The 17,498-nt window shown below is 64.6% G+C and carries 19 protein-coding genes; 5 read left to right on the plus strand and 14 right to left on the minus strand.

What is annotated here, in order from left to right:
- Window positions 1-2: 2 nt before the first annotated feature.
- Window positions 3-584: a DUF6496 domain-containing protein gene (locus tag VSR68_RS08035; RefSeq protein ID WP_342939306.1), complete on the minus strand. Its 582-nt coding sequence runs from the start codon at window positions 582-584 to the stop codon at window positions 3-5.
- 271 nt (window positions 585-855) lie between these two features.
- On the opposite strand from VSR68_RS08035, the gene VSR68_RS08040 reads away from it, so the two are divergent.
- On the plus strand, window positions 856-1,107 hold the full coding sequence (locus VSR68_RS08040) for a hypothetical protein (RefSeq protein WP_087735112.1): 252 nt from the start codon (window positions 856-858) through the stop codon (window positions 1,105-1,107).
- Window positions 1,108-1,245: 138 nt separating this feature from the next.
- Here VSR68_RS08040 and VSR68_RS08045 read toward each other — a convergent pair whose 3' ends face one another.
- The 9 genes from VSR68_RS08045 to VSR68_RS08085 all read right to left on the minus strand — a co-directional run bounded on the left by VSR68_RS08045 (window position 1,246) and on the right by VSR68_RS08085 (window position 10,265).
- Window positions 1,246-2,466 (minus strand): ABC transporter substrate-binding protein, encoded by a 1,221-nt coding sequence (locus tag VSR68_RS08045; RefSeq protein ID WP_342939307.1) that lies wholly within the window; start codon window positions 2,464-2,466, stop codon window positions 1,246-1,248.
- 133 nt (window positions 2,467-2,599) lie between these two features.
- A complete protein-coding gene (locus VSR68_RS08050) occupies window positions 2,600-3,313 on the minus strand; it encodes an ABC transporter ATP-binding protein (RefSeq protein WP_342939308.1) in 714 nt (237 codons plus the stop codon).
- Window positions 3,310-4,113, minus strand: a complete 804-nt coding sequence (locus VSR68_RS08055; RefSeq protein ID WP_342939309.1) for an ABC transporter ATP-binding protein — start codon at window positions 4,111-4,113, stop codon at window positions 3,310-3,312. Before VSR68_RS08055 ends, VSR68_RS08050 begins: the two co-directional genes overlap by 4 nt.
- Window positions 4,110-6,029, minus strand: a complete 1,920-nt coding sequence (locus tag VSR68_RS08060; RefSeq protein WP_342939437.1) for an ABC transporter permease — start codon at window positions 6,027-6,029, stop codon at window positions 4,110-4,112. The genes VSR68_RS08055 and VSR68_RS08060 overlap by 4 nt, the downstream gene beginning before the upstream one ends.
- 126 nt (window positions 6,030-6,155) lie before the next feature.
- Entirely contained in the window at window positions 6,156-6,551 is a 396-nt protein-coding gene (gene pcaC, locus VSR68_RS08065) for a 4-carboxymuconolactone decarboxylase (RefSeq protein ID WP_342939310.1), read from the minus strand.
- Window positions 6,548-7,339 carry a 3-oxoadipate enol-lactonase gene (gene pcaD / locus VSR68_RS08070; protein ID WP_342939311.1) on the minus strand — a complete coding sequence of 264 codons (792 nt, stop codon included), beginning with the start codon at window positions 7,337-7,339 and terminating at the stop codon, window positions 6,548-6,550. The genes pcaC and pcaD overlap by 4 nt, the downstream gene beginning before the upstream one ends.
- Window positions 7,340-7,343: 4 nt before the next feature.
- The gene (locus tag VSR68_RS08075) at window positions 7,344-8,726 is read right to left on the minus strand and encodes a 3-carboxy-cis,cis-muconate cycloisomerase (RefSeq protein WP_342939438.1); all 1,383 of its coding nucleotides are present in this window, start codon (window positions 8,724-8,726) and stop codon (window positions 7,344-7,346) included.
- 161 nt (window positions 8,727-8,887) lie between these two features.
- Complete coding sequence (locus VSR68_RS08080) at window positions 8,888-9,547, minus strand: 3-oxoacid CoA-transferase subunit B (RefSeq protein WP_342939312.1); 660 nt, start codon at window positions 9,545-9,547, stop codon at window positions 8,888-8,890.
- Between the two features lie 16 nt (window positions 9,548-9,563).
- Window positions 9,564-10,265: a 3-oxoacid CoA-transferase subunit A gene (locus VSR68_RS08085; protein ID WP_152758285.1), complete on the minus strand. Its 702-nt coding sequence runs from the start codon at window positions 10,263-10,265 to the stop codon at window positions 9,564-9,566.
- A gap of 507 nt (window positions 10,266-10,772) precedes the next feature.
- On the opposite strand from VSR68_RS08085, the gene VSR68_RS08090 reads away from it, so the two are divergent.
- The gene (locus tag VSR68_RS08090) at window positions 10,773-11,696 is read left to right on the plus strand and encodes a LysR family transcriptional regulator (RefSeq protein ID WP_342939313.1); all 924 of its coding nucleotides are present in this window, start codon (window positions 10,773-10,775) and stop codon (window positions 11,694-11,696) included.
- A gap of 112 nt (window positions 11,697-11,808) precedes the next feature.
- On the plus strand, window positions 11,809-12,438 hold the full coding sequence (gene folE, locus VSR68_RS08095; protein WP_342939314.1) for a GTP cyclohydrolase I FolE: 630 nt from the start codon (window positions 11,809-11,811) through the stop codon (window positions 12,436-12,438).
- A 113-nt stretch (window positions 12,439-12,551) separates the two neighbouring features.
- Here folE and VSR68_RS08100 read toward each other — a convergent pair whose 3' ends face one another.
- The 4 genes from VSR68_RS08100 to VSR68_RS08115 form a co-directional block, all read right to left on the minus strand.
- Window positions 12,552-13,475 carry a DMT family transporter gene (locus VSR68_RS08100; RefSeq protein ID WP_342939315.1) on the minus strand — a complete coding sequence of 308 codons (924 nt, stop codon included), beginning with the start codon at window positions 13,473-13,475 and terminating at the stop codon, window positions 12,552-12,554.
- A 101-nt stretch (window positions 13,476-13,576) separates the two neighbouring features.
- The gene (locus VSR68_RS08105) at window positions 13,577-14,404 is read right to left on the minus strand and encodes an AraC family transcriptional regulator (RefSeq protein WP_342939316.1); all 828 of its coding nucleotides are present in this window, start codon (window positions 14,402-14,404) and stop codon (window positions 13,577-13,579) included.
- A 72-nt stretch (window positions 14,405-14,476) separates the two neighbouring features.
- Window positions 14,477-15,409, minus strand: coding sequence for a serine O-acetyltransferase EpsC (epsC, locus tag VSR68_RS08110; protein WP_342939317.1), 933 nt, complete (start codon window positions 15,407-15,409; stop codon window positions 14,477-14,479).
- Between the two features lie 182 nt (window positions 15,410-15,591).
- A complete protein-coding gene (locus VSR68_RS08115) occupies window positions 15,592-15,825 on the minus strand; it encodes a hypothetical protein (RefSeq protein WP_090864124.1) in 234 nt (77 codons plus the stop codon).
- Between the two features lie 290 nt (window positions 15,826-16,115).
- On the opposite strand from VSR68_RS08115, the gene VSR68_RS08120 reads away from it, so the two are divergent.
- Entirely contained in the window at window positions 16,116-16,565 is a 450-nt protein-coding gene (locus VSR68_RS08120; RefSeq protein ID WP_342939318.1) for a DUF3005 domain-containing protein, read from the plus strand.
- Window positions 16,566-16,891: 326 nt separating this feature from the next.
- Entirely contained in the window at window positions 16,892-17,497 is a 606-nt protein-coding gene (locus tag VSR68_RS08125; RefSeq protein WP_342939319.1) for a short chain dehydrogenase, read from the plus strand.
- Window position 17,498 lies beyond the last annotated feature (1 nt).

A 17,498-nucleotide genomic window follows, 5' to 3' on the forward strand; every position in this document is an offset into this window, starting at 1 on the left:
CGCTAGTGATGCGCGCGCGCAGCCCGCGTATGCGCGGCCTTCTTCGCCGCGGCTGAACGGCCCGCCGCGCCCTTCGTCGCAGCAGCCTTCTTCGCGGCGGCTGAGCGGCTTGCCGCCGGACGCTTCGCCGCTGCCGTCTTCGTCTGCTTCGACAACGCTTCCTTCGATGCGCCGCGTCCGCTTTCGCGCTTCAGCACGGACTCGGAGACGCGCGAGCGCTTCGCCGTCGATTCGCTGCTCGGGCGGCGTGCCGCCGTCTTCTTGCCCGTCGTCGTGGCAACGGCCTTCTTGGCAGCCGTTCTCTTCGCCGTAGGCGACTTCTTCTGGCCTGCTGCCGTATCGGCGGCGGCCTTCTTGCGGGTGGATTCGCTCGTCGTCCCCGCCTTTGGCTGCTTCAGCGCGACGCCCGCGCGGCGCGCCTTCGACAGGCCGATCGCGACCGCCTGCTTCGCCGATTTCACGCCGTGTTTGCCTTCGCGCACGTGCTCGATTTCTTCCTTCACGAACTCGCCGGCCTGAGTGCTCGACGACTTGCCGGCGCGCTTGTCGGCGGCGGCTCGCTTGAGGGTTGCTTTTTCAGGCATGACAGTGCTCCCGTTTGACTGGTGGCACATGCAGTCCAGCAACGTGTGTGCCTTGCCCATCCGAAGCCGCGAATCCCCGCGTTTTCCGCGATTCCATCGAATCTGCGTGGGAAAGCATGCGCAAATTGCAGGCTGCGTTGAAGCAAGAACAGAGCAAGGGACGCGGATTCGATGCGCAACAGAGGCTGCGCGATGCGCGCCGAGCGTCTATGGTTTACGTGAAGGCACGTGAAGGGCTGGCACGATGACCCGGCCCGCCGGGAGACGCGTCATGAATACACCGACAGTCAGGGCAGGCACGCACATCGAAGGCATCCACTGGATCGCGGAGTATGTCGAGGACGTGCACGAGATCCGCATCTTCCGCGAGGGGCAGGAAGTGGACGTGCACGACGCGCCGTCGACGCTCTTCGGCGACGAAGAAAACGCCGGCTCGAAGAGCTGCGCGGACCATCGCGCGGCGGAAGCGGCCGTGCTCGCGTACCTGCGGCACTTCGTGGCCGAGCACGACGCGGAGGAGTGACGTCGCATAGTGACGCGCTGCGCCGCGTGCAAAGAGAAAGGCCAGCCGTGCAATGCGCGTAGCTGGCCTTCGCGGTGCGTCTTCCGGGCGCGCCTTCCGCAGCGCCTTTTATCAGGGTTTATCCGGCGCTAATCAGCGTCATTCAGCGGGACGCAGCTTCTTCACTTCCGCATCCGATGGCTGCACGCTCGCGCCGTCGATATAGCGATACGACGTCATCACGCCCTTGCCGTCCTTCAACGCGGTCACGCCGACGAACGCGCCCATCGTCGACTGGTTGTCTTGCGGCCGATAGGTGATCGGCCCAAACGGCGTCTCGACATTCAAGCCCTTGAACGCGGCCGCGAGCTTGTCGGGATCGGTCGAGCCGGCCTTCTTGATGCCGTTCGCGATCGACATTAGCGCCGCGTAGCCGACCACCGAGCCCAGGCGCGGATAGTCGTGATACTTCGCCTGATAGTCGGCGACGAATTTCTTGTTCGCGGCCGTATCGATCGAGTACCACGGATAGCCCGTCACGATCCAGCCGGCGGGCGCTTCCGCGCCGAGCGGATCGAGATAATCGGGCTCGCCCGTCAGCAGCGACACGACGCTGCGATCCTTGAAGAGCCCGCGCGTATTGCCTTCGCGCACGAACTTGCCGAGGTCCGCGCTGAACAGCACGTTGAAGATCGCGTCGGGCTTCGCATCGGCGAGCGCCTGCACGGTCGCGCCCGCGTCGAGATTGCCGAGCGGCGTCGCCTGCTCGGTGACGAACTCGACGTCGGGCTGCGCGGCCTTCAATAGCTTCTTGAACGTCGCCACCGCCGACTGGCCGTATTCATAGTTCGGATACACGAGCGCCCAGCGCTTCTTTTTCAGCTTCGCCGCTTCGGGCACGAGCATAGCGACCTGCATGTAGGTGGACGGACGCAGACGGTACGTGTATTTGTTGCCGTCGGCCCAGACGATCTTGTCCGTCAGCGGCTCGGCGGCGAGGAAGAAAATGCGCTTCTGCTTCGCGAAGTCCGTCAGCGCAAGACCCGTATTCGACAGATAGCCGCCGAACAGCAGTTGCACCTGCTCGCGCGCGATCAGTTCCTGCGCGACGCGGATCGTGTCGCCGGGATTGGCGTTGTCGTCGCGCGAGACCACTTCGAGCTTCTTGCCGAGCACGCCGCCCGCCGCGTTCACCTGATCGAGCGCGAGATTCCAGCCGTTCCGGTACGGCATCAGAAAAGCGGGCTGCGCCTTGTAGCTGTTGATTTCGCCGATCTTGATCGTCTGCTGCGCAAATGCGCCCGTCGTTGTCAGCGACAGGGCCAGCGATGCAGTCAGCGAAGCGGTCATGCGAGAGATCCAGGCTGCGCGCGAGGTCATGCGTAACTCCGTTTATTGTCAGTTGAGCGGTGCGGCGAGACGAGACGAACCCAGCCCGCCGGACGGTGCATCGTACCGGAGTTTCGCGGACGCGCTTTCAACGCGCATCGCTCGATATGAAGCCGTCAACCCATCAAACGCTCAGATACGCGCGCCGGACGACATCGTTTTGCGCGAGTTCGCGCATCGTGCCGCCAAAGCGTATCTGGCCTTTTTCCAGCACATAAGCGCGATCGCTGACGAGTTCCGCGAAATGCAGGTTCTGCTCCGACAGCAGGATCGACAGCCCTTCGCGTTTCAGTTCGAGGATCATGTTCGCCATCTGCTCGACGATCACGGGCGCGACGCCTTCGGACGGCTCGTCGAGCAGCACCAGCCACGGATTGCCCATCAGCGTGCGCGAGACCGTCAGCATCTGCTGCTCGCCGCCGCTCATCTGGCCGCCGAGGCGCTTCGGCATTTCGCCGAGATTCGGAAAGAGCCTGAAGAGCTTTTCAGGCGTCCAAGTGGGCGCGCCTACGCGCGGCGGCTGACGTCCCGTGTCGAGGTTCTCCATCACCGTCAGGTCCGAGAACACGCGGCGGTCTTCCGGCACATAGCCGAGCCCCATGCGCGCGATCCTGTGCGACGCGAGCGCCGAGATAGTCGCGCCGTCGAACTGGATCATACCTTCACGGCGCGGCACGAGGCCCATGATGGCTTTCATCGTCGTCGATTTGCCCGCGCCGTTGCGGCCCATCAGCGCGACGACTTCGCCGCGCCCCACTTCGAGACTCACGTCGAAGAGGATATGCGCGCGCCCATAGTACGCGTTCAGCTTATCGACTTTCAGCATCGGTGCGTTCATGCGCGCGGCTCAGTTTGCGTCGCGCCGTCGGGCGACAGCGATGCGCGCGGCTGGAACGTCTTGCCCGTGCCGAAGTACACGGCCTGCACGTTCGCGTCGTTGCGTATCGTGTCCGCGTCGCCTTGCGCGATCAGCTTGCCGCGCGCGAGCACGATCACGCGGTCCGCGAATGAGAACACCACGTCCATGCTGTGCTCGGTAAACAGCACGCCGATCCCGCGCTCCGCGACGAGACGCTTGGTCAGCGCCATCAGATCGTTGCGCTCTTTCGGCGCCATGCCCGCAGTCGGTTCGTCCATCAGCAGCAGCTTCGGTCGGTTCGCGAGCGCGATGGCGAGATCGACGCGCTTTACGTCGCCATACGCGAGCACGCTGCACGCGCGCCGCGCATGCGCGGCCATGCCGACCTGATCGAGCAGCGCCATCGCTTCGTCTTCGAAGCACGATGCGGCCGGTTTCCACAAACCGTATAGACGCTTTTCGCGCGACACGAGCGCCATTTGCACGTTTTCGAGCACGGTCATCGAATTGAATGTCGCGGCCACCTGAAACGTGCGGCCGACGCCGCGCCGCCAGATATCGCGCGGCCGCATGCCGACGAGTTCATGGCCGTCGAGCACAACCGAGCCATGCGATGGACGCAACTGTCCGTTGACGATGTTGAAGCACGTCGATTTGCCCGCGCCGTTCGGTCCGATCAACGCGAGCAGTTCGCCGGGCTGGACGTCGAACGACACATCGTCGACGGCTTTCACGCCGCCGAACGACATCGAAAGATTCGACACGCGCAGAAGGCTCATCGTCCGCCTCCCGTTGCTTGCCGATGACCGGCTTCGTTCGAATCGTCGCGTTCGAAGCGCTCGCGCACGAAGCCCACGATGCCTTGCGGAAACGCGATCACAAGCAGCAGGATCGCGACGCCGAGCAGCGCCTGCCAGTAGTCGGTCTGCCGCGCGACGGCATCCTGCAGCCATGTGAACAACGCCGCGCCCGCGACGGGGCCCGTCAACGTCTGAATGCCGCCGAGCAGCACCATCACGAGTCCATCGACGGAACGGCTCACGCTGATCACTTCCGGCGAAATCGTGCCTTTGGAAAACGCGTACAGCGAGCCCGCGAGCCCGCAAAACAGTGACGCGATCACGAACGCGGCCCACTGCACGCGCTTCGTGTCGATGCCGATCGCTTCGGCGCGCAACGCCGAATCGCGCGACGCGCGCATCGCGTAGCCAAGCGGCGAAAACAGCATGCGGCGCAAGAGCCATACGCCGATCGCGGCGCACGCGAGCGTCAGGTAGTAGTACGCGATGGGCGACGACAGCCAGTTCGACGGCCACAAGCCCAGGATGCCGTTGCTGCCGCCCGTCACGTCGTCCCATTGATAGACGACCGACCACACGATCTGCGCGAACGCGAGCGTGAGCATCGCCAGATACACGCCCGACAGCCGCACGCAGAACCAGCCGAACACCAGCGCGCCGAGCACGGCCAGCGACGGACCGAGGACGAGCGCCGCTTCCATCGGCAGATCGAGCACTTTCAGAAAGAGCGCGGCGCCGTACGCGCCCAGGCCGAAATACGCGGCATGGCCGAACGAATGCATGCCGCCCGGCCCCATGATGAAGTGAAGGCTTGCAGCGAACAGAACGGCGACCAGGATTTCGACGAGCAGCACGGGCATGTACGGAAACGCAGTGGCCCCGAGCGGCGCGAGCACGAGCGCGGCAAGCACGCACATGGCCAGCCACTTCAGATGCTTGTCTGCGGGCTTGAGCGGCGCTTCGGCGACGGACATCGCGCGCACGGCGGACGTGGCGCGCCCGAGCAAACCCCAGGGCCGCACGACGAGCACGACGGCCATCACGACGAACTCCGCGACGAGCGTGAAGCGGCTCAACGAAAGATCGACGCCGAACAGCGAAACATGCCCGATGCCGATGCACAGCGCCTTGATTTCCGCGATCAACAGCGCCGCGACGAACGCACCCGGGATCGAACCCATTCCGCCGACCACCACGACGACGAACGCGTTGCCGATAGTCTCGAGATCGAGCGAGAGATTTGCGGACATGCGCGGCCCCTGCAACGCGCCGCCGAGCCCCGCGAGAAACGCGCCGACGAAGAACACGCCCGTGAACAGCCACGCCTGATCGATGCCGAGCGCGCCGAGCATTTCGCGATCCTGCGTTGCGGCGCGCACGAGCGTGCCCCATCGCGTGTGCGTCAACGCGTACCACAGCAGCAGAAGCACGAGCGGCCCGATGACGATCAGCGCGATGTCATAGGTCGGCAGCCGATGGCCAAGCAGGTCGACGGCGCCCGCGAGATGCGGCGCGCGAGGGCCGAACAGGTCCTGCGGCCCCCAGATCGCGAGCGCGGCATCGCGAATGATCAGCACGAGCGCGAACGTCGCGAGCAGATGGAACAGCTCGGGCGCCTGATAGATGCGCCTCAGCACCAGCAGTTCGACGAGCGCGCCCAATATGCCCGTCACGACGGCGGCTGCGAGCATCGACAGCCAGAAGCCCGCGACGCTTGCGCCGAAGCGGCTTGCGAAGCTGTAGGCAACGTAGATGCCCAGCATGTAGAACGAGCCGTGCGCGAAGTTGACGATGCGCGTGACGCCGAAGATCAGCGACAGGCCCGCCGCGACGAGAAAGAGCGCGGAGGCGTCGGCGAGTCCGTTGACGAGTTGGACCAGCAGGTTGGGGAGCATCGTGCCCATCGGCGTTGAGTTTCGATGGGCTGCATCATATACAGGAAATGGGTGGGGGTTGCAGGTGCATTAGTATCCGCGACGGCCTTTCCTTCGTATTACTTTGTCCGTCGCAGATTCAAACAATCAACCCTTGGCCACTTCCCCATCCTGCTCACGAAACACCTTATCAGCAAGATGAAACGCCGAATTCGCCGCTGGCACCCCGCAATAAATAGCCGTCTGCAACAACACTTCCTTCACCTGATCCCGCGTCACGCCATTATTCCGCGCGGCACGCAGATGCAACGCCAGTTCCTCGCTGCGATTCAACGCAACCATCATCGCAATCGTCAGCAGACTGCGCGTGTGACGCGGCAAGCCATCGCGCGTCCAGATCTCGCCCCACGCATAGCGCGTGATGAAATTCTGAAACTCTTCCGTCACTTCCGTGCGGTTCGCAATCGACCGGTCGACGTGCGCATCGCCCAGCACCGCGCGACGCACGCCCATGCCCGCTTCGTAACGTTGCTCGTCGTTCATCGCTGCCCCTTCAGGAAATCGAGCACGGCCTTCGTGAACGTGTCCGCCACTTCGATGTTCGAAATGTGCGACGCGTCCAGTTCGACGTAACGCGCACCCGCGATCGCAGCAGCCAACTCGCGACCTTGCGCGGGCGTCGCGGCCAGATCGTGCGTGCCGGAGATCACGAGCGCAGGCGCCTTGATGCCGTGCACTTCGGGGCGCAGATCGGTCGCGTTGATGGCTTCGCAATTCAACGCGTAGCCTTCCTTGTCGGTATGCACGAACACATCGCGGATAAAGCCGAAGACGATCGGCTCGCGTGCGATGAATTCGGCCGTGAACCAGCGCGGCAGCACGGCATCCGACAGCGCGAGCATGCCTTCGCTGCGAGCGCGCGCCGCGCGCGGCACCCACACTTCCGGCGAGCCGATGCGCGCGGCCGTGTTGCTCAGCACGACGTGATCGATGCGATCCGCGTGACGGGCCGCGAGGCCGATGCCCGTCAGCCCGCCCATCGACACGCCGCAGAAATTCGCGCGCGCGATCTTCAGCGTGTCGAGCAGGCCGATCACGTCGCCCGTCAGATGCTCGATCGTGTACGGTCCCTTCGGCGCTTCCGAGTGGCCGTGGCCGCGCGTGTCGTAGCGCAGCACGCGAAAGTGCTTCGCGAACTCGGCGACTTGCGGCGTCCACATCGACAGGTCGCTGCCGAGCGAGTTCGACAGCACGAGCCACGGCGCGCTGCCGTGACGGTCGCCGTCGATCCGGTAATGAAGCTCGATGCCATTCACTGCGGCGTAGGGCATTCCTTTACTCCTGATGTTGTGTCACGCGTTCTTTGCGCGCGGTATGAAGAGCCAGCACGGCGTCCACGAAAGCGTGCGCGCTGCCGACGTAATGAGCGGGATCGAGCAGACGTCGCAATTGCTCGGCGGGCAAGTGTCGCGTGACGGATGCATCGGCGGCCAGCACGTCGAAGAGCGTGTTGCCGGACTTCACCGCTTCCTTCGATGCCTGCTCGACGAGATGATGCGCATCGAGCCGGCCGATCTTGTCGCCGAGCGCGAGCATCACCGCTTCGCCGAGAATCAGGCCGTGTGTCACGTCCAGATTTTCCGCGAGCCGCTCGGCGTTCACTTCGAGCCCCTTCGCGATCTGCTCGATATTGGCGAGCGCGCCGCCCGCGAGGCGCGCGAGATCGGGCAGCGCGTCCCACTCGGCCTGCCACCCGCCGAGCGCGCGTTCGTGCTCCTGCACCATGCCCGCAAACACCGTCGCGACGAGACCGGGCGCGCGCGTCGCCGCCGTCAGCACGGCCGCGCAGCCGACGGGGTTGCGCTTGTGCGGCATCGTCGACGAGCCGCCCTTGCCGGCCGCAACCGGCTCGCCGAGTTCGCCGAGTTCCGTCTGCATTTGCAATGAGATGTCGCGCGCAATTTTCCCGAGCGTACCCATCAGCATGCCGAAGAACGCTGCCGCTTCGGCGATGCGGTCACGCTGCGTGTGCCACGGCACAGCGGGCATCTCCAGTTTCAATTCTTTCGCCAACGCCGCTGCAACCGCGCCGCCTTTGTCGCGCAAGCTCGCAAGCGTGCCCGCCGCGCCGCCGAATTGCAGCACGAGCGCGCGTTCGCGCAGCGCGTCGAGCCGTTCGCGATGACGCAGCAGCGCATCGAGCCATTGCGCGAACTTCAACCCGAGCGTGATGGGCAGCGCCTGTTGCAGCCACGTGCGGCCGATCATCGGCGTCGCGCGATGCTGCTGCGCGAGCGCGGCGATCGCGTCACATGTCGACGATAAGGCGACGTCGAGCAGATCGAACGTATCGCGCAGTTGCAGCACGGTCGCCGTATCGATGATGTCCTGGCTCGTCGCGCCCCAATGGACGAACTTCGATGCTTCCGCGTCGGCGTCTTTCACGCGCGCGGTCAGCTGCTTGACGAGAGGAATCGCGAGATTGCCGCCGAGCGCAGCATCGCGTGCGAGCGCTTCGGCGTCGAGCTTGTCCGCATGACACGTCGCTTCGATCGCGGCGACGGCCGACTGCGGAATCACGCCATGTGCAGCCGATGCGCGAGCGAGCGCGGCTTCGACATCGAGCATCCGTTGCAGCGTCGCGCGCGGCGACCAGATGTCGTTCATCGGCTGCGTGCCGCAGATCAGGATGGTCAGGCGGGCGCTGGCTTCTAGCATGATGGTGAGTGCTTCGGGATGAATGCGCGTCGATATGGCGCCTGAATGCAGCGCCTGAAAGCGCGGGGCGGTCGGCTTCATTGTCGCCGAACGCCGCACGGAGGTCACGCGCGCTCTTGCGCGCGCGTTCCTTTACGTGGCGGCCCGGCGTTGCGCGCGCCTCAAGCCGCGCGAGCCTGCTGCGTGCCGTCGATCAACGCGACGCCCGTCAGCTTTTCCAGTTCCGCGAAGTCGATATCGGAGAATATCTCGCGCACGACGAGGCCGTCCTTCGTCACGTCGATCATCGCGAGGTCCGTATAGATGCGATCGACGCAGCCGACGCCCGTCACGGGATACAAGCACTCCGCGACGATCTTGCTTTCGCCCTGCTTCGTCAGATGCTCCATCATCACGAACACCTGCTTCGCGCCGATGGCCAGATCCATCGCGCCGCCGACTGCGGGAATCGCGTCGGGCGCTCCTGTGTGCCAGTTCGCGAGGTCGCCCTTCGCCGAGACCTGGAACGCGCCGAGCACGCAGTAGTCGAGATGGCCGCCGCGCATCATCGCGAACGAATCGGCATGGTGGAAGAACGCGCCGCCCGTCAGCAGCGTGACGTGCTGCTTGCCGGCGTTGATCAGTTCGTCGTCTTCCTCGCCTTTCGCGGGCGCCGGGCCCATGCCGAGCAGGCCGTTTTCGCTGTGCAGGAAGATTTCCTTGTTCGCGTCGAGGTGGTTCGCCACCAGCGTCGGCACGCCGATGCCGAGGTTCACATAAGCGCCTTCAGGAATGTCCTGCGCGACGCGCTTAGCCATTTCATCGCGGGTCAGTCGTTTCATGTCGGGTCTCCTTCCTTCAGGCGGCTTGCTCTGGACGCTGCGATTGATGCGCCGCTTGCGGCACTTCGACGATGCGCTGCACGAAGATCCCCGGCGTCACGATCACTTCGGGGTCGAGCGCGCCGAGCGGCACCACTTCCGACACCTGCACGATCGCCGTCTTTGCGGCGCTCGCCATGATCGGCCCGAAGTTGCGCGCGGTCTTGCGATAGACGAGGTTGCCCCAGCGGTCGCCCTTGTATGCCTTGATGAGCGCGAAATCGGCGTGCAGCGGCGATTCCAGCACATAGTGCTTGCCGTCGATCACGCGCGTTTCCTTGCCTTCGGCGAGCTTCGTGCCGTAGCCCGTCGGCGTGAAGAAGCCGCCTATGCCCGCGCCCGCCGCGCGGATGCGCTCGGCCAGATTGCCTTGCGGCACGAGTTCCAGTTCGATTTCGCCGGCGCGATAGAGCGCGTCGAACACATACGAGTCGGTCTGACGCGGGAATGAGCAGATGATCTTGCGCACGCGCTTCGCGTTGAGCAGCGCCGCGAGGCCCGTGTCGCCGTTGCCGGCGTTGTTGTTGACGATCGTGAGTTCTTTCGCGCCCTGTTCGATGAGCGCGTCGATCAGTTCGGAAGGCATGCCCGCCGTCCCGAAGCCGCCGATCATGACGGTCGCGCCGTCATGCACGTCGGCGACCGCCGACTGGAGTGACTCGAAAATCTTGTTGATCATGTCGAATTTCCTCTGTAACGCGTCGTTCCGCGCGCCGCGCGACCCGCCTACCGTTCGACGGAATTGCGCGCCGGACGGTCTCCACGTCTGCTTTCGTCCTTCATGGCCCTGCTGACGGCATGCAGACCTGCCGCAGGCCGCATGAGTTTGGTTCGCCTTTCGCTTCTGCCGCGCATTGAATGCCCGAAAAGTTCTTAATACGAACACTGTTTCGTTTAGCGAACGTACCGGCGCATTATGGTTTGCGCCCGCGTCTCTTGTCAAGGCAACGGATTCGTGGTTTGCCCTACGCTGGCGTTGCGTGGGCCTGGGTACCGATGCGCCGGCCCAGCCGGTTCATCATCGAACGCGAGTCCTGCATCATTCTCCGCCCACATCCGCGAGGCCGCATCGGAACGCGTCAAGCCGTCGTCGGCGCTTTCCCTGATATGCGGCAGCGCGATTGCCAGGCTAGGTTGTATACGGTTTATCGATAATATGCGGATCATTTCAGGACTCCGCCCCAGCATGGCCGAACTCGATCTCAACCTGATCCCCTACCTCGTCGCGCTCGAAGACATGCGCAACGTGAGCCGCGCCGCCGAACGTCTCGGCGTGAGCCAGCCGCGCGTGAGCACCGCGCTCGGCCGGCTGCGCGAGTACTTCAACGATCCGTTGTTCGTGCGCACGTCGCGCGGCATGGAGCCGACGCCGCGCGCGCTCGCGCTGATTCCCGCCGCTCGCGAGGCGCTCGCTCGCATCGAAAAAGGCATGCTCGAAACGCAGGACTTCGATCCCGCGACGTCGACGCATACCTTCTCGCTCGCGCTATCCGATGTCGGCGAGATCGTGTTTCTGCCGCGCCTGCTGCAGCTTTTCGCCGAGCGCGCACCGCATGCGAATCTGCGCTCGGTGTCGCTGCCGCCCGCGCTCGTCGAACGCGGCCTGGAGTCGGGCGACATCGATCTGGCCGTCGGCTACTTTCCGGATCTGTCCGGCAACAACTTCTTCCAGCAGCGGCTCTTCACGCACCGCTTCATCTGCCTGCTGCGCAGCGATCATCCGCTTGCGGGCGCGCCGCTCACGCTCGAGCAGTTCGTCGGTCTCGGGCACGCGGTCGTGCGCGCCGAAGGACGCAGCCAGGAAGTGCTCGAACGGTATCTGGAGAAAAAGCGCATTCGCCGCCGCGCCGTGCTGGAGACGCCGCACTTCATGAGCCTGCCGTTCATCCTCGCGCGCAGCGATCTCGTCGCGACCGTGCCGCACGCGATCGGCTTCGCCTACGTATCGGAACACGCGTCGATCACGCTGGTCGAACCGCCTTTGCCGTTGCCACGCTTCGACTTGCGCCAGCACTGGCATCGCAAGTTCCACAACGATCCGCGCGCGAGCTGGCTGCGCAGCGTCGTCGCGGAACTGTTCAACGATGCGAAGGACGAGTGGCCGAAGTAGCGCGTCGAAGCGGCTCCCCGATCGCACGCATATCCATGTCGGGCGTGGGGTCGCGAAACATGGAACAATGCCCCAAAGTGCGATGCGCGTTTTACTGGAACTGGAGCGAGGGATGACTACGAAGACAAATACACCCGCCGACACACCCACCCGTCCGACCCGCGAGGAAGCCGAAGACGCCGTGCGCGTGCTGCTGCGCTGGGCCGGCGACGATCCTCGGCGCGAAGGGCTGATCGATACGCCCTCGCGCGTCGTGCGTGCGTATGAGGAATTTTTCGCGGGCTATGACGTGGAGCCGCGCGACATTCTGGCCCGCACGTTTTCCGAAGTGGACGGCTACGACGAAATGATCGTGCTGAAGGACATCCGCTTCGAGAGCTATTGCGAGCATCACATGGTGCCCATCATCGGGCGCGCGCATGTCGCCTATTTGCCTGAACATCGCGTGGTCGGCATTTCGAAGCTGGCGCGGCTCGTCGATGCATTCGCCAAGCGTCTGCAGATTCAGGAAAAGATGACCGTGCAGATCGCCGATACGCTCAACGAAGTATTGCAGCCGAAGGGCGTCGGCGTGATTCTCGAAGCGTCGCATCAATGCATGTCGACGCGCGGCGTGCACAAGGCGGGCGTCGAGATGGTCACGTCGCGCATGCTCGGCACGTTCCGCTCGGACCCGTCGACGCGCCGCGAGTTTCTGTCGATCGTCAACAGCCCGACTTCGATGAGCGTCGCGAATACCTGAGCGGCTTGCAGAGCCTGTTCGTTCCAGCTTGCGTTCGGACGCGCCACTGGGGCGAAACATCGTAACGCTGAAAAGTCGAAACGCCGAAACAGCGTAACGTCGCGACGCGCGCCCTAACCCGCCGCGCGTCGCGCGCTCATCGGCCGGCCTTGCCCGAACGTCGCGAGCAACATGGCCACGAGCACGCACGCGACGCCCATCAACTGCGCGCGGCTGATCGGCTCGTGCAGCACGCCGGCCGCGAGCGCAAGCGTCGAGACGGGCACGAGCGCCGTCACGAGCCCCGCCTCCGCGCCGCTCACGCGCGCCGCGCCCGCGTACCACAGCACGAAGCCCAGCACCGTCGGCACCAGCGCGTAATAGACGACGCCCGCGAGCGCCGCCGTCAGGCTCGCGTCGAGCGGCAGACGCCACGGCGCTTCGAAGCATGCGGGCACGATGGCGACGAAAAATCCGATTCCGCTCATCAGCGCCGACAGCGGCAACGCGGCGACAGGCGTGCGCAGCTTGCGGTTGAGCAGAATGAAAAGCGCCTCGCAGACGACGGCCGCGAACACCAGCGCGTTGCCCGCGAGAGAATGCGCGCCGCGCGCCGCCGTCAGATCGTCGAGCCGCACGGTGCAGGCGAGCACGCCGCCCGTAGCGAGCACGATCGCGCCGAGCAGCGCGGGCGACGGCCGCTCGCCGAGCGCCAGCGCGGCCACGACCGCCGACACGGCCGGCAGCGTGCCGGCGATCACGCCCGCATCGGCGGCCGAAGCGAGCCGCATCCCGCCGATCAGGCAAACCGTATAGCCGACGCTTCCGGCTCCCGCCTGTGCAATCGCGAGCCATCTGTCGTGCGCATCGAGCCTCGGCCACGGTAGATTCCGCACGCGCATCATCGCGATGAAAATCGGAAACGCGATCGCAAAGCGCAGCGCAGTCGCCGAGAACGGCGGCAAGCCGCCCGCGATCGCCTTGCTGACGACGACCGTGCTGCCCACGCCGATCATCGCCAGCGCGCAAAAGAAGTAACCGACATAACGCGCATGCATGCCGCGTCTCCTCATATCGAATGATGCGAGGAGCGTATGGCGCACGCGAATGCGCGGTCTTGAACGTTATTGCAGAACCGTATGCAGAGCGATCTCGCGAGTCAGCGGACAGCGGCCGCGTAGCTCGCGGGCGTGATGCCGAGGAGCCGCACGAATGCGCGCGTCATGTGGCTCTGGTCCGAGAAACCGGCGCAGACCGCGGCATCCGCGAGCGCCGTTCCGCAGGCGATGAGCCGCCGCGCGAGCGCGACGCGCCGCTGCATCCGGTATGCGTGCGGCGGCAAGCCGACTTCATGCGCGAAGCTGCGCAGCAACTGGAAACGGCTCATGCCCGCTTCGGCGGCGAGGTCGGCGAGCGTCGCGGACGACGCCGGGTCGTCGTCGATGCGGCTTCTTGCCCGCGAGATCGGGCCGATGTGTTTGCGTTCAGGTGCGAGCGGCGTCGCGTGATAGCGGCCCACATGTGTGAACAGCGCGAGCAGCGCTTCTTCGCATGCGAAGTCGTCGAAGCCCGCGCGTTCGTTCGCCGCGCTCACAGCAATCGAGTACAGGCGAGTAAAGCACGCGGACAGTTGCGGATCGTTGAGCACTGGACGCGTCAGTTCCACTTCGCGCACGGGCGCATGCGCGCATTCGGCGAGCGTCGCGTACACGAGCGACGGCTCGAAGTACAGCATGCGCCACGCGCGTCCGTGTTCATCGAGCGGGCTGCCGTCGTGCACTTCGCCCGGATTGACCGTGATGACATCGTTCGTGCGCGCTTCGACGGGCCCGCGCCCGCTTGCCGAACGCTGCCCGCCCGCGACCACGACACCGATGCCAAAGCGATCGTGCGAGTGACGCGCGAACGCGTGCGTCGTGTGCGCGGCCGTCGCTTCGACACCGTCGAGCGCACAACGCAGCATCTGGACGCGTCCACGCGGCTTCATCGTTTCATTCGCTCATATCAAACGGACGCGGTTCGAATGGCTCGATCGATCGCGCGATCGAACATTCATCCATCAGCGGCGCCCTTCGTCGTTGCGCACGCGCTCGCCTTCGCGGATCTTGCCTTGCGACACGCTGCTGCCAGGCGGCACGCTATGCGTGAGCCACACGTTGCCGCCGATCACCGAGCCGCGCCCGATCGTCACGCGGCCGAGAATCGTCGCGCCCGCATAAATGACGACGTCGTCTTCGACGATCGGGTGGCGCGCGTTGCCCTTCACGAGCGTGCCGTCTTCATCTGCGGCAAAGCTTTTCGCGCCGAGCGTGACCGCCTGGTAGACACGCACACGCTCGCCGATGATCGCCGTTTCGCCGATCACGACGCCCGTGCCGTGGTCGATGAAAAAGCTCGGGCCGATTTGCGCGCCGGGGTGTATGTCGATGCCCGTCGCCGAATGCGCGATCTCGTTGATGAAGCGCGCGAGCAGCGGCACGCCGAGCCGATGCAGCGCATGCGCGAGCCGGTGATGCGTCATCGCCCAGACGCCCGGATAGCACAGCAGGATTTCCGTGATGTGCTGCGCGGCGGGGTCGCCAATGTAGGCGGCCTGAATATCGCTGACGAGCAGCGCTCGGATGGCGGGCAACTGCTTGCCGAAATCGCGCGCGACATTGAAGGCGCGCGCGCTCAATTCGGCGTCCGTGGTCTCGGCGTGCTCGGGCAGAAAGCGAAGCGCGCGGCGGATCTGTTCGGCGAGCAGGCGCAACGTGCTTTCGAGCGTATGGCCGACGTAGTAGTCGACGCTCTCGTCGGTCAGATCGGGCGCGCCGTAGTGCGTCGGGAAAAGCGCGGCGCGCAATCCGCCGACGATGTTGATTACGGCATCGCGTGAAGGCAGCTCGCGAATGCCGCGCGGATGGCGCGTGCGATGCAGCTCTTCACGCGACGCCCGCAAATCGGCGACGATCTGTTCGAGGCCCCAGTTATGAGAAGAAACATTTGACATGGCGAGGACATCGTTCGCGCACGAGGCGCGTTGAGAGTGAACTGTCCCCAGAGATTACCGCGTTTCGCCGCGTGCCGTGTGGCGCTGGTGCGCGTTGCATAAGGCATGCGTGATGCAGCACGGCTTGCGTCATGCGCGGCATCGCGCATCAAGTGATGTGCTGAACGGCGTGCAATGCAGTGTTAGACGGTCAGGCTGCTCGCGTCGATCCAGCGCACGGCCCAGTCACGCGCGTGCGCAATGGCAGCGGCTTCGTCGGTGAAACGGAGGTCAGTGGGGAAGAAACGGTTCGCGACCAGTTCGCCATCGCTGGAACGCGATACGACGACATACGGTTGCCATGTTCCATCGCCCGCGCGCGCCGGCGCGCAGTTAAGCAAGTAGCCACGATGTGTGAATGCAGCATCAACGTGCATGAGTCACCCGCCCCTGACTGCCCCATAGATGGTCCTTATGGTTCTCTCGCGAGTGCAGTGCCGTGGGCTGAAACAGTCCGCGAGGTCGCCGCGGTCATGCTGGGTGTTGCTGCGCTCGTCGAACAAGAATCATACTCTGTAGAAAATGGACGTCCACGAAAAAAATTAGCAAAAATTTGCCGGTCGCCCGAAACGCCGTCACGCGTGGTTCAACAGATAATCGTACGCTTACGCGGAACGGGTTTTGCTCCTATCCTATGTTTGGGACCACAAGCAAAGGAGGACACAACATGAGCCTCAATACACGCCCGGTGCCCGCGACGCAGTCCGGAACCGCAGCGGCGCGCAGCGCCGAAATGCATAACGACCGCACGCACGACAGCACCGTCGACACCGACAGCAAGAACCACGAAGCCGCGCGCATCGCGGGCGAGGCGCCCATCGGCCCCGACGAGATCACGACGAGCAACGCAACGCTCGTCAACAGCGTGCCCGATGATCCGTTCGCTGAACTGGCGGGGTTCGATAGCCGCATCGGCGGCAATCATCTGCTGCTCGCGCTGGAGCCGGGGTATCACGTGATCGACAAGGGCATGATCGCGCCCGAAACGGTCGAGCGCTTCGACGATCGCTTCCATCGGTCGTATTCGCATACGGGCGATCAGTTGCGCGGACGCATGCACTTCGCGCTCAACCATCAGCGGCCGACGCGGGTCATCGAACTCGAACGCGACGAGTAAGCGTCGTTCCGGGTGACGCGTCAACGCGTTGATGCGTCACCACCGTTTGCAAGCGTTCGCGTGGCTGGCGCGGCGCGCGTTTTTCTCGCGTTGGCGTTTCATTGGCGTTTCATTGCGTTTCAATCGCGCGTTAGCCGCTCACGCGGCGCTGGTCTGTGCGATGGCGTTTGCATGCTCTTGTGTAATCATCGCGCTTCGTTTCGCCATGCATTCGCGCACGCGCGATTCGAAACCGCTGGTTTCATGACCTCGTCGCTTAGACGCCTTTTTCGACGGCGTTTCGGTCCGCATAATCGGCGCATCTCTTTGACCTCACGGAGCAGCACATGGGCAAAGTCGTTGTGATCGGCGCAACGGGCACGCTGGGCCAGGCCGTCGCCGCCGCATTGAAGGCGCGTCACGAAGTGATCGAAGTGGGCGCGACGCGCGGCGCGCATCAAGTCGACGGCACGGACCCGGCGAGCATCGAACGTCTGTTTCAGAAGATCGGCAACGTCGATGCCGTGGTCACGGCGACGGGCAAAGTCCATTTCGGGCCGTTGACCGAGATGACGATCGAGCAGTTCTGGATCGGCCTGCGCGACAAGCTGATGGGACAGATCAATTTCGTGCTCGCCGCGCAAAAGTACGTGAACGACGGCGGCTCGTTCACGCTGACGAGCGGCATTCTCGCCGACGAGCCGATCAGCCAGGGCGTCAGCGCGACCACCGTGAACCTCGCGCTCGAAGGCTTCGTGCGCGGAGCGGCGATCGAGCTGCCGCGCGGCATCCGCATCAACGTCGTCAGTCCGACCGTGCTGACGGAATCGATGGAAAGTTACGCGCCGTTCTTCCGCGGATTCGAACCCGTCGACGCAAGCAAGGCCGCGCTGGGCTATCTGCGCAGCGTCGAAGGCGCGCAGACGGGGCGGGTTTATCGCGTCGGCTGTTGAG

Source organism: Paraburkholderia phymatum (genome assembly GCF_038900715.1).
Lineage (GTDB): Bacteria > Pseudomonadota > Gammaproteobacteria > Burkholderiales > Burkholderiaceae > Paraburkholderia > Paraburkholderia phymatum_A.

Coding starts and splice junctions, on each gene's coding strand:
- pcaC (WP_342939310.1), bottom strand. CDS start 6,551: ATGAACGACGAGCAACGTTACGAAGCGGGCATGGGCGTGCGTCGCGCG.
- VSR68_RS08105 (WP_342939316.1), bottom strand. CDS start 14,404: ATGAAGCCGCGTGGACGCGTCCAGATGCTGCGTTGTGCGCTCGACGGT.
- VSR68_RS08080 (WP_342939312.1), bottom strand. CDS start 9,547: ATGAAACGACTGACCCGCGATGAAATGGCTAAGCGCGTCGCGCAGGAC.
- VSR68_RS08115 (WP_090864124.1), bottom strand. CDS start 15,825: ATGCACGTTGATGCTGCATTCACACATCGTGGCTACTTGCTTAACTGC.
- VSR68_RS08075 (WP_342939438.1), bottom strand. CDS start 8,726: ATGCTAGAAGCCAGCGCCCGCCTGACCATCCTGATCTGCGGCACGCAG.
- VSR68_RS08120 (WP_342939318.1), top strand. CDS start 16,116: ATGAGCCTCAATACACGCCCGGTGCCCGCGACGCAGTCCGGAACCGCA.
- folE (WP_342939314.1), top strand. CDS start 11,809: ATGACTACGAAGACAAATACACCCGCCGACACACCCACCCGTCCGACC.
- VSR68_RS08085 (WP_152758285.1), bottom strand. CDS start 10,265: ATGATCAACAAGATTTTCGAGTCACTCCAGTCGGCGGTCGCCGACGTG.
- VSR68_RS08050 (WP_342939308.1), bottom strand. CDS start 3,313: ATGAACGCACCGATGCTGAAAGTCGATAAGCTGAACGCGTACTATGGG.
- VSR68_RS08060 (WP_342939437.1), bottom strand. CDS start 6,029: ATGCTCCCCAACCTGCTGGTCCAACTCGTCAACGGACTCGCCGACGCC.
- VSR68_RS08040 (WP_087735112.1), top strand. CDS start 856: ATGAATACACCGACAGTCAGGGCAGGCACGCACATCGAAGGCATCCAC.
- VSR68_RS08045 (WP_342939307.1), bottom strand. CDS start 2,466: ATGACCTCGCGCGCAGCCTGGATCTCTCGCATGACCGCTTCGCTGACT.
- VSR68_RS08035 (WP_342939306.1), bottom strand. CDS start 584: ATGCCTGAAAAAGCAACCCTCAAGCGAGCCGCCGCCGACAAGCGCGCC.
- VSR68_RS08100 (WP_342939315.1), bottom strand. CDS start 13,475: ATGCATGCGCGTTATGTCGGTTACTTCTTTTGCGCGCTGGCGATGATC.
- VSR68_RS08055 (WP_342939309.1), bottom strand. CDS start 4,113: ATGAGCCTTCTGCGCGTGTCGAATCTTTCGATGTCGTTCGGCGGCGTG.
- VSR68_RS08090 (WP_342939313.1), top strand. CDS start 10,773: ATGGCCGAACTCGATCTCAACCTGATCCCCTACCTCGTCGCGCTCGAA.
- pcaD (WP_342939311.1), bottom strand. CDS start 7,339: ATGCCCTACGCCGCAGTGAATGGCATCGAGCTTCATTACCGGATCGAC.
- VSR68_RS08125 (WP_342939319.1), top strand. CDS start 16,892: ATGGGCAAAGTCGTTGTGATCGGCGCAACGGGCACGCTGGGCCAGGCC.
- epsC (WP_342939317.1), bottom strand. CDS start 15,409: ATGTCAAATGTTTCTTCTCATAACTGGGGCCTCGAACAGATCGTCGCC.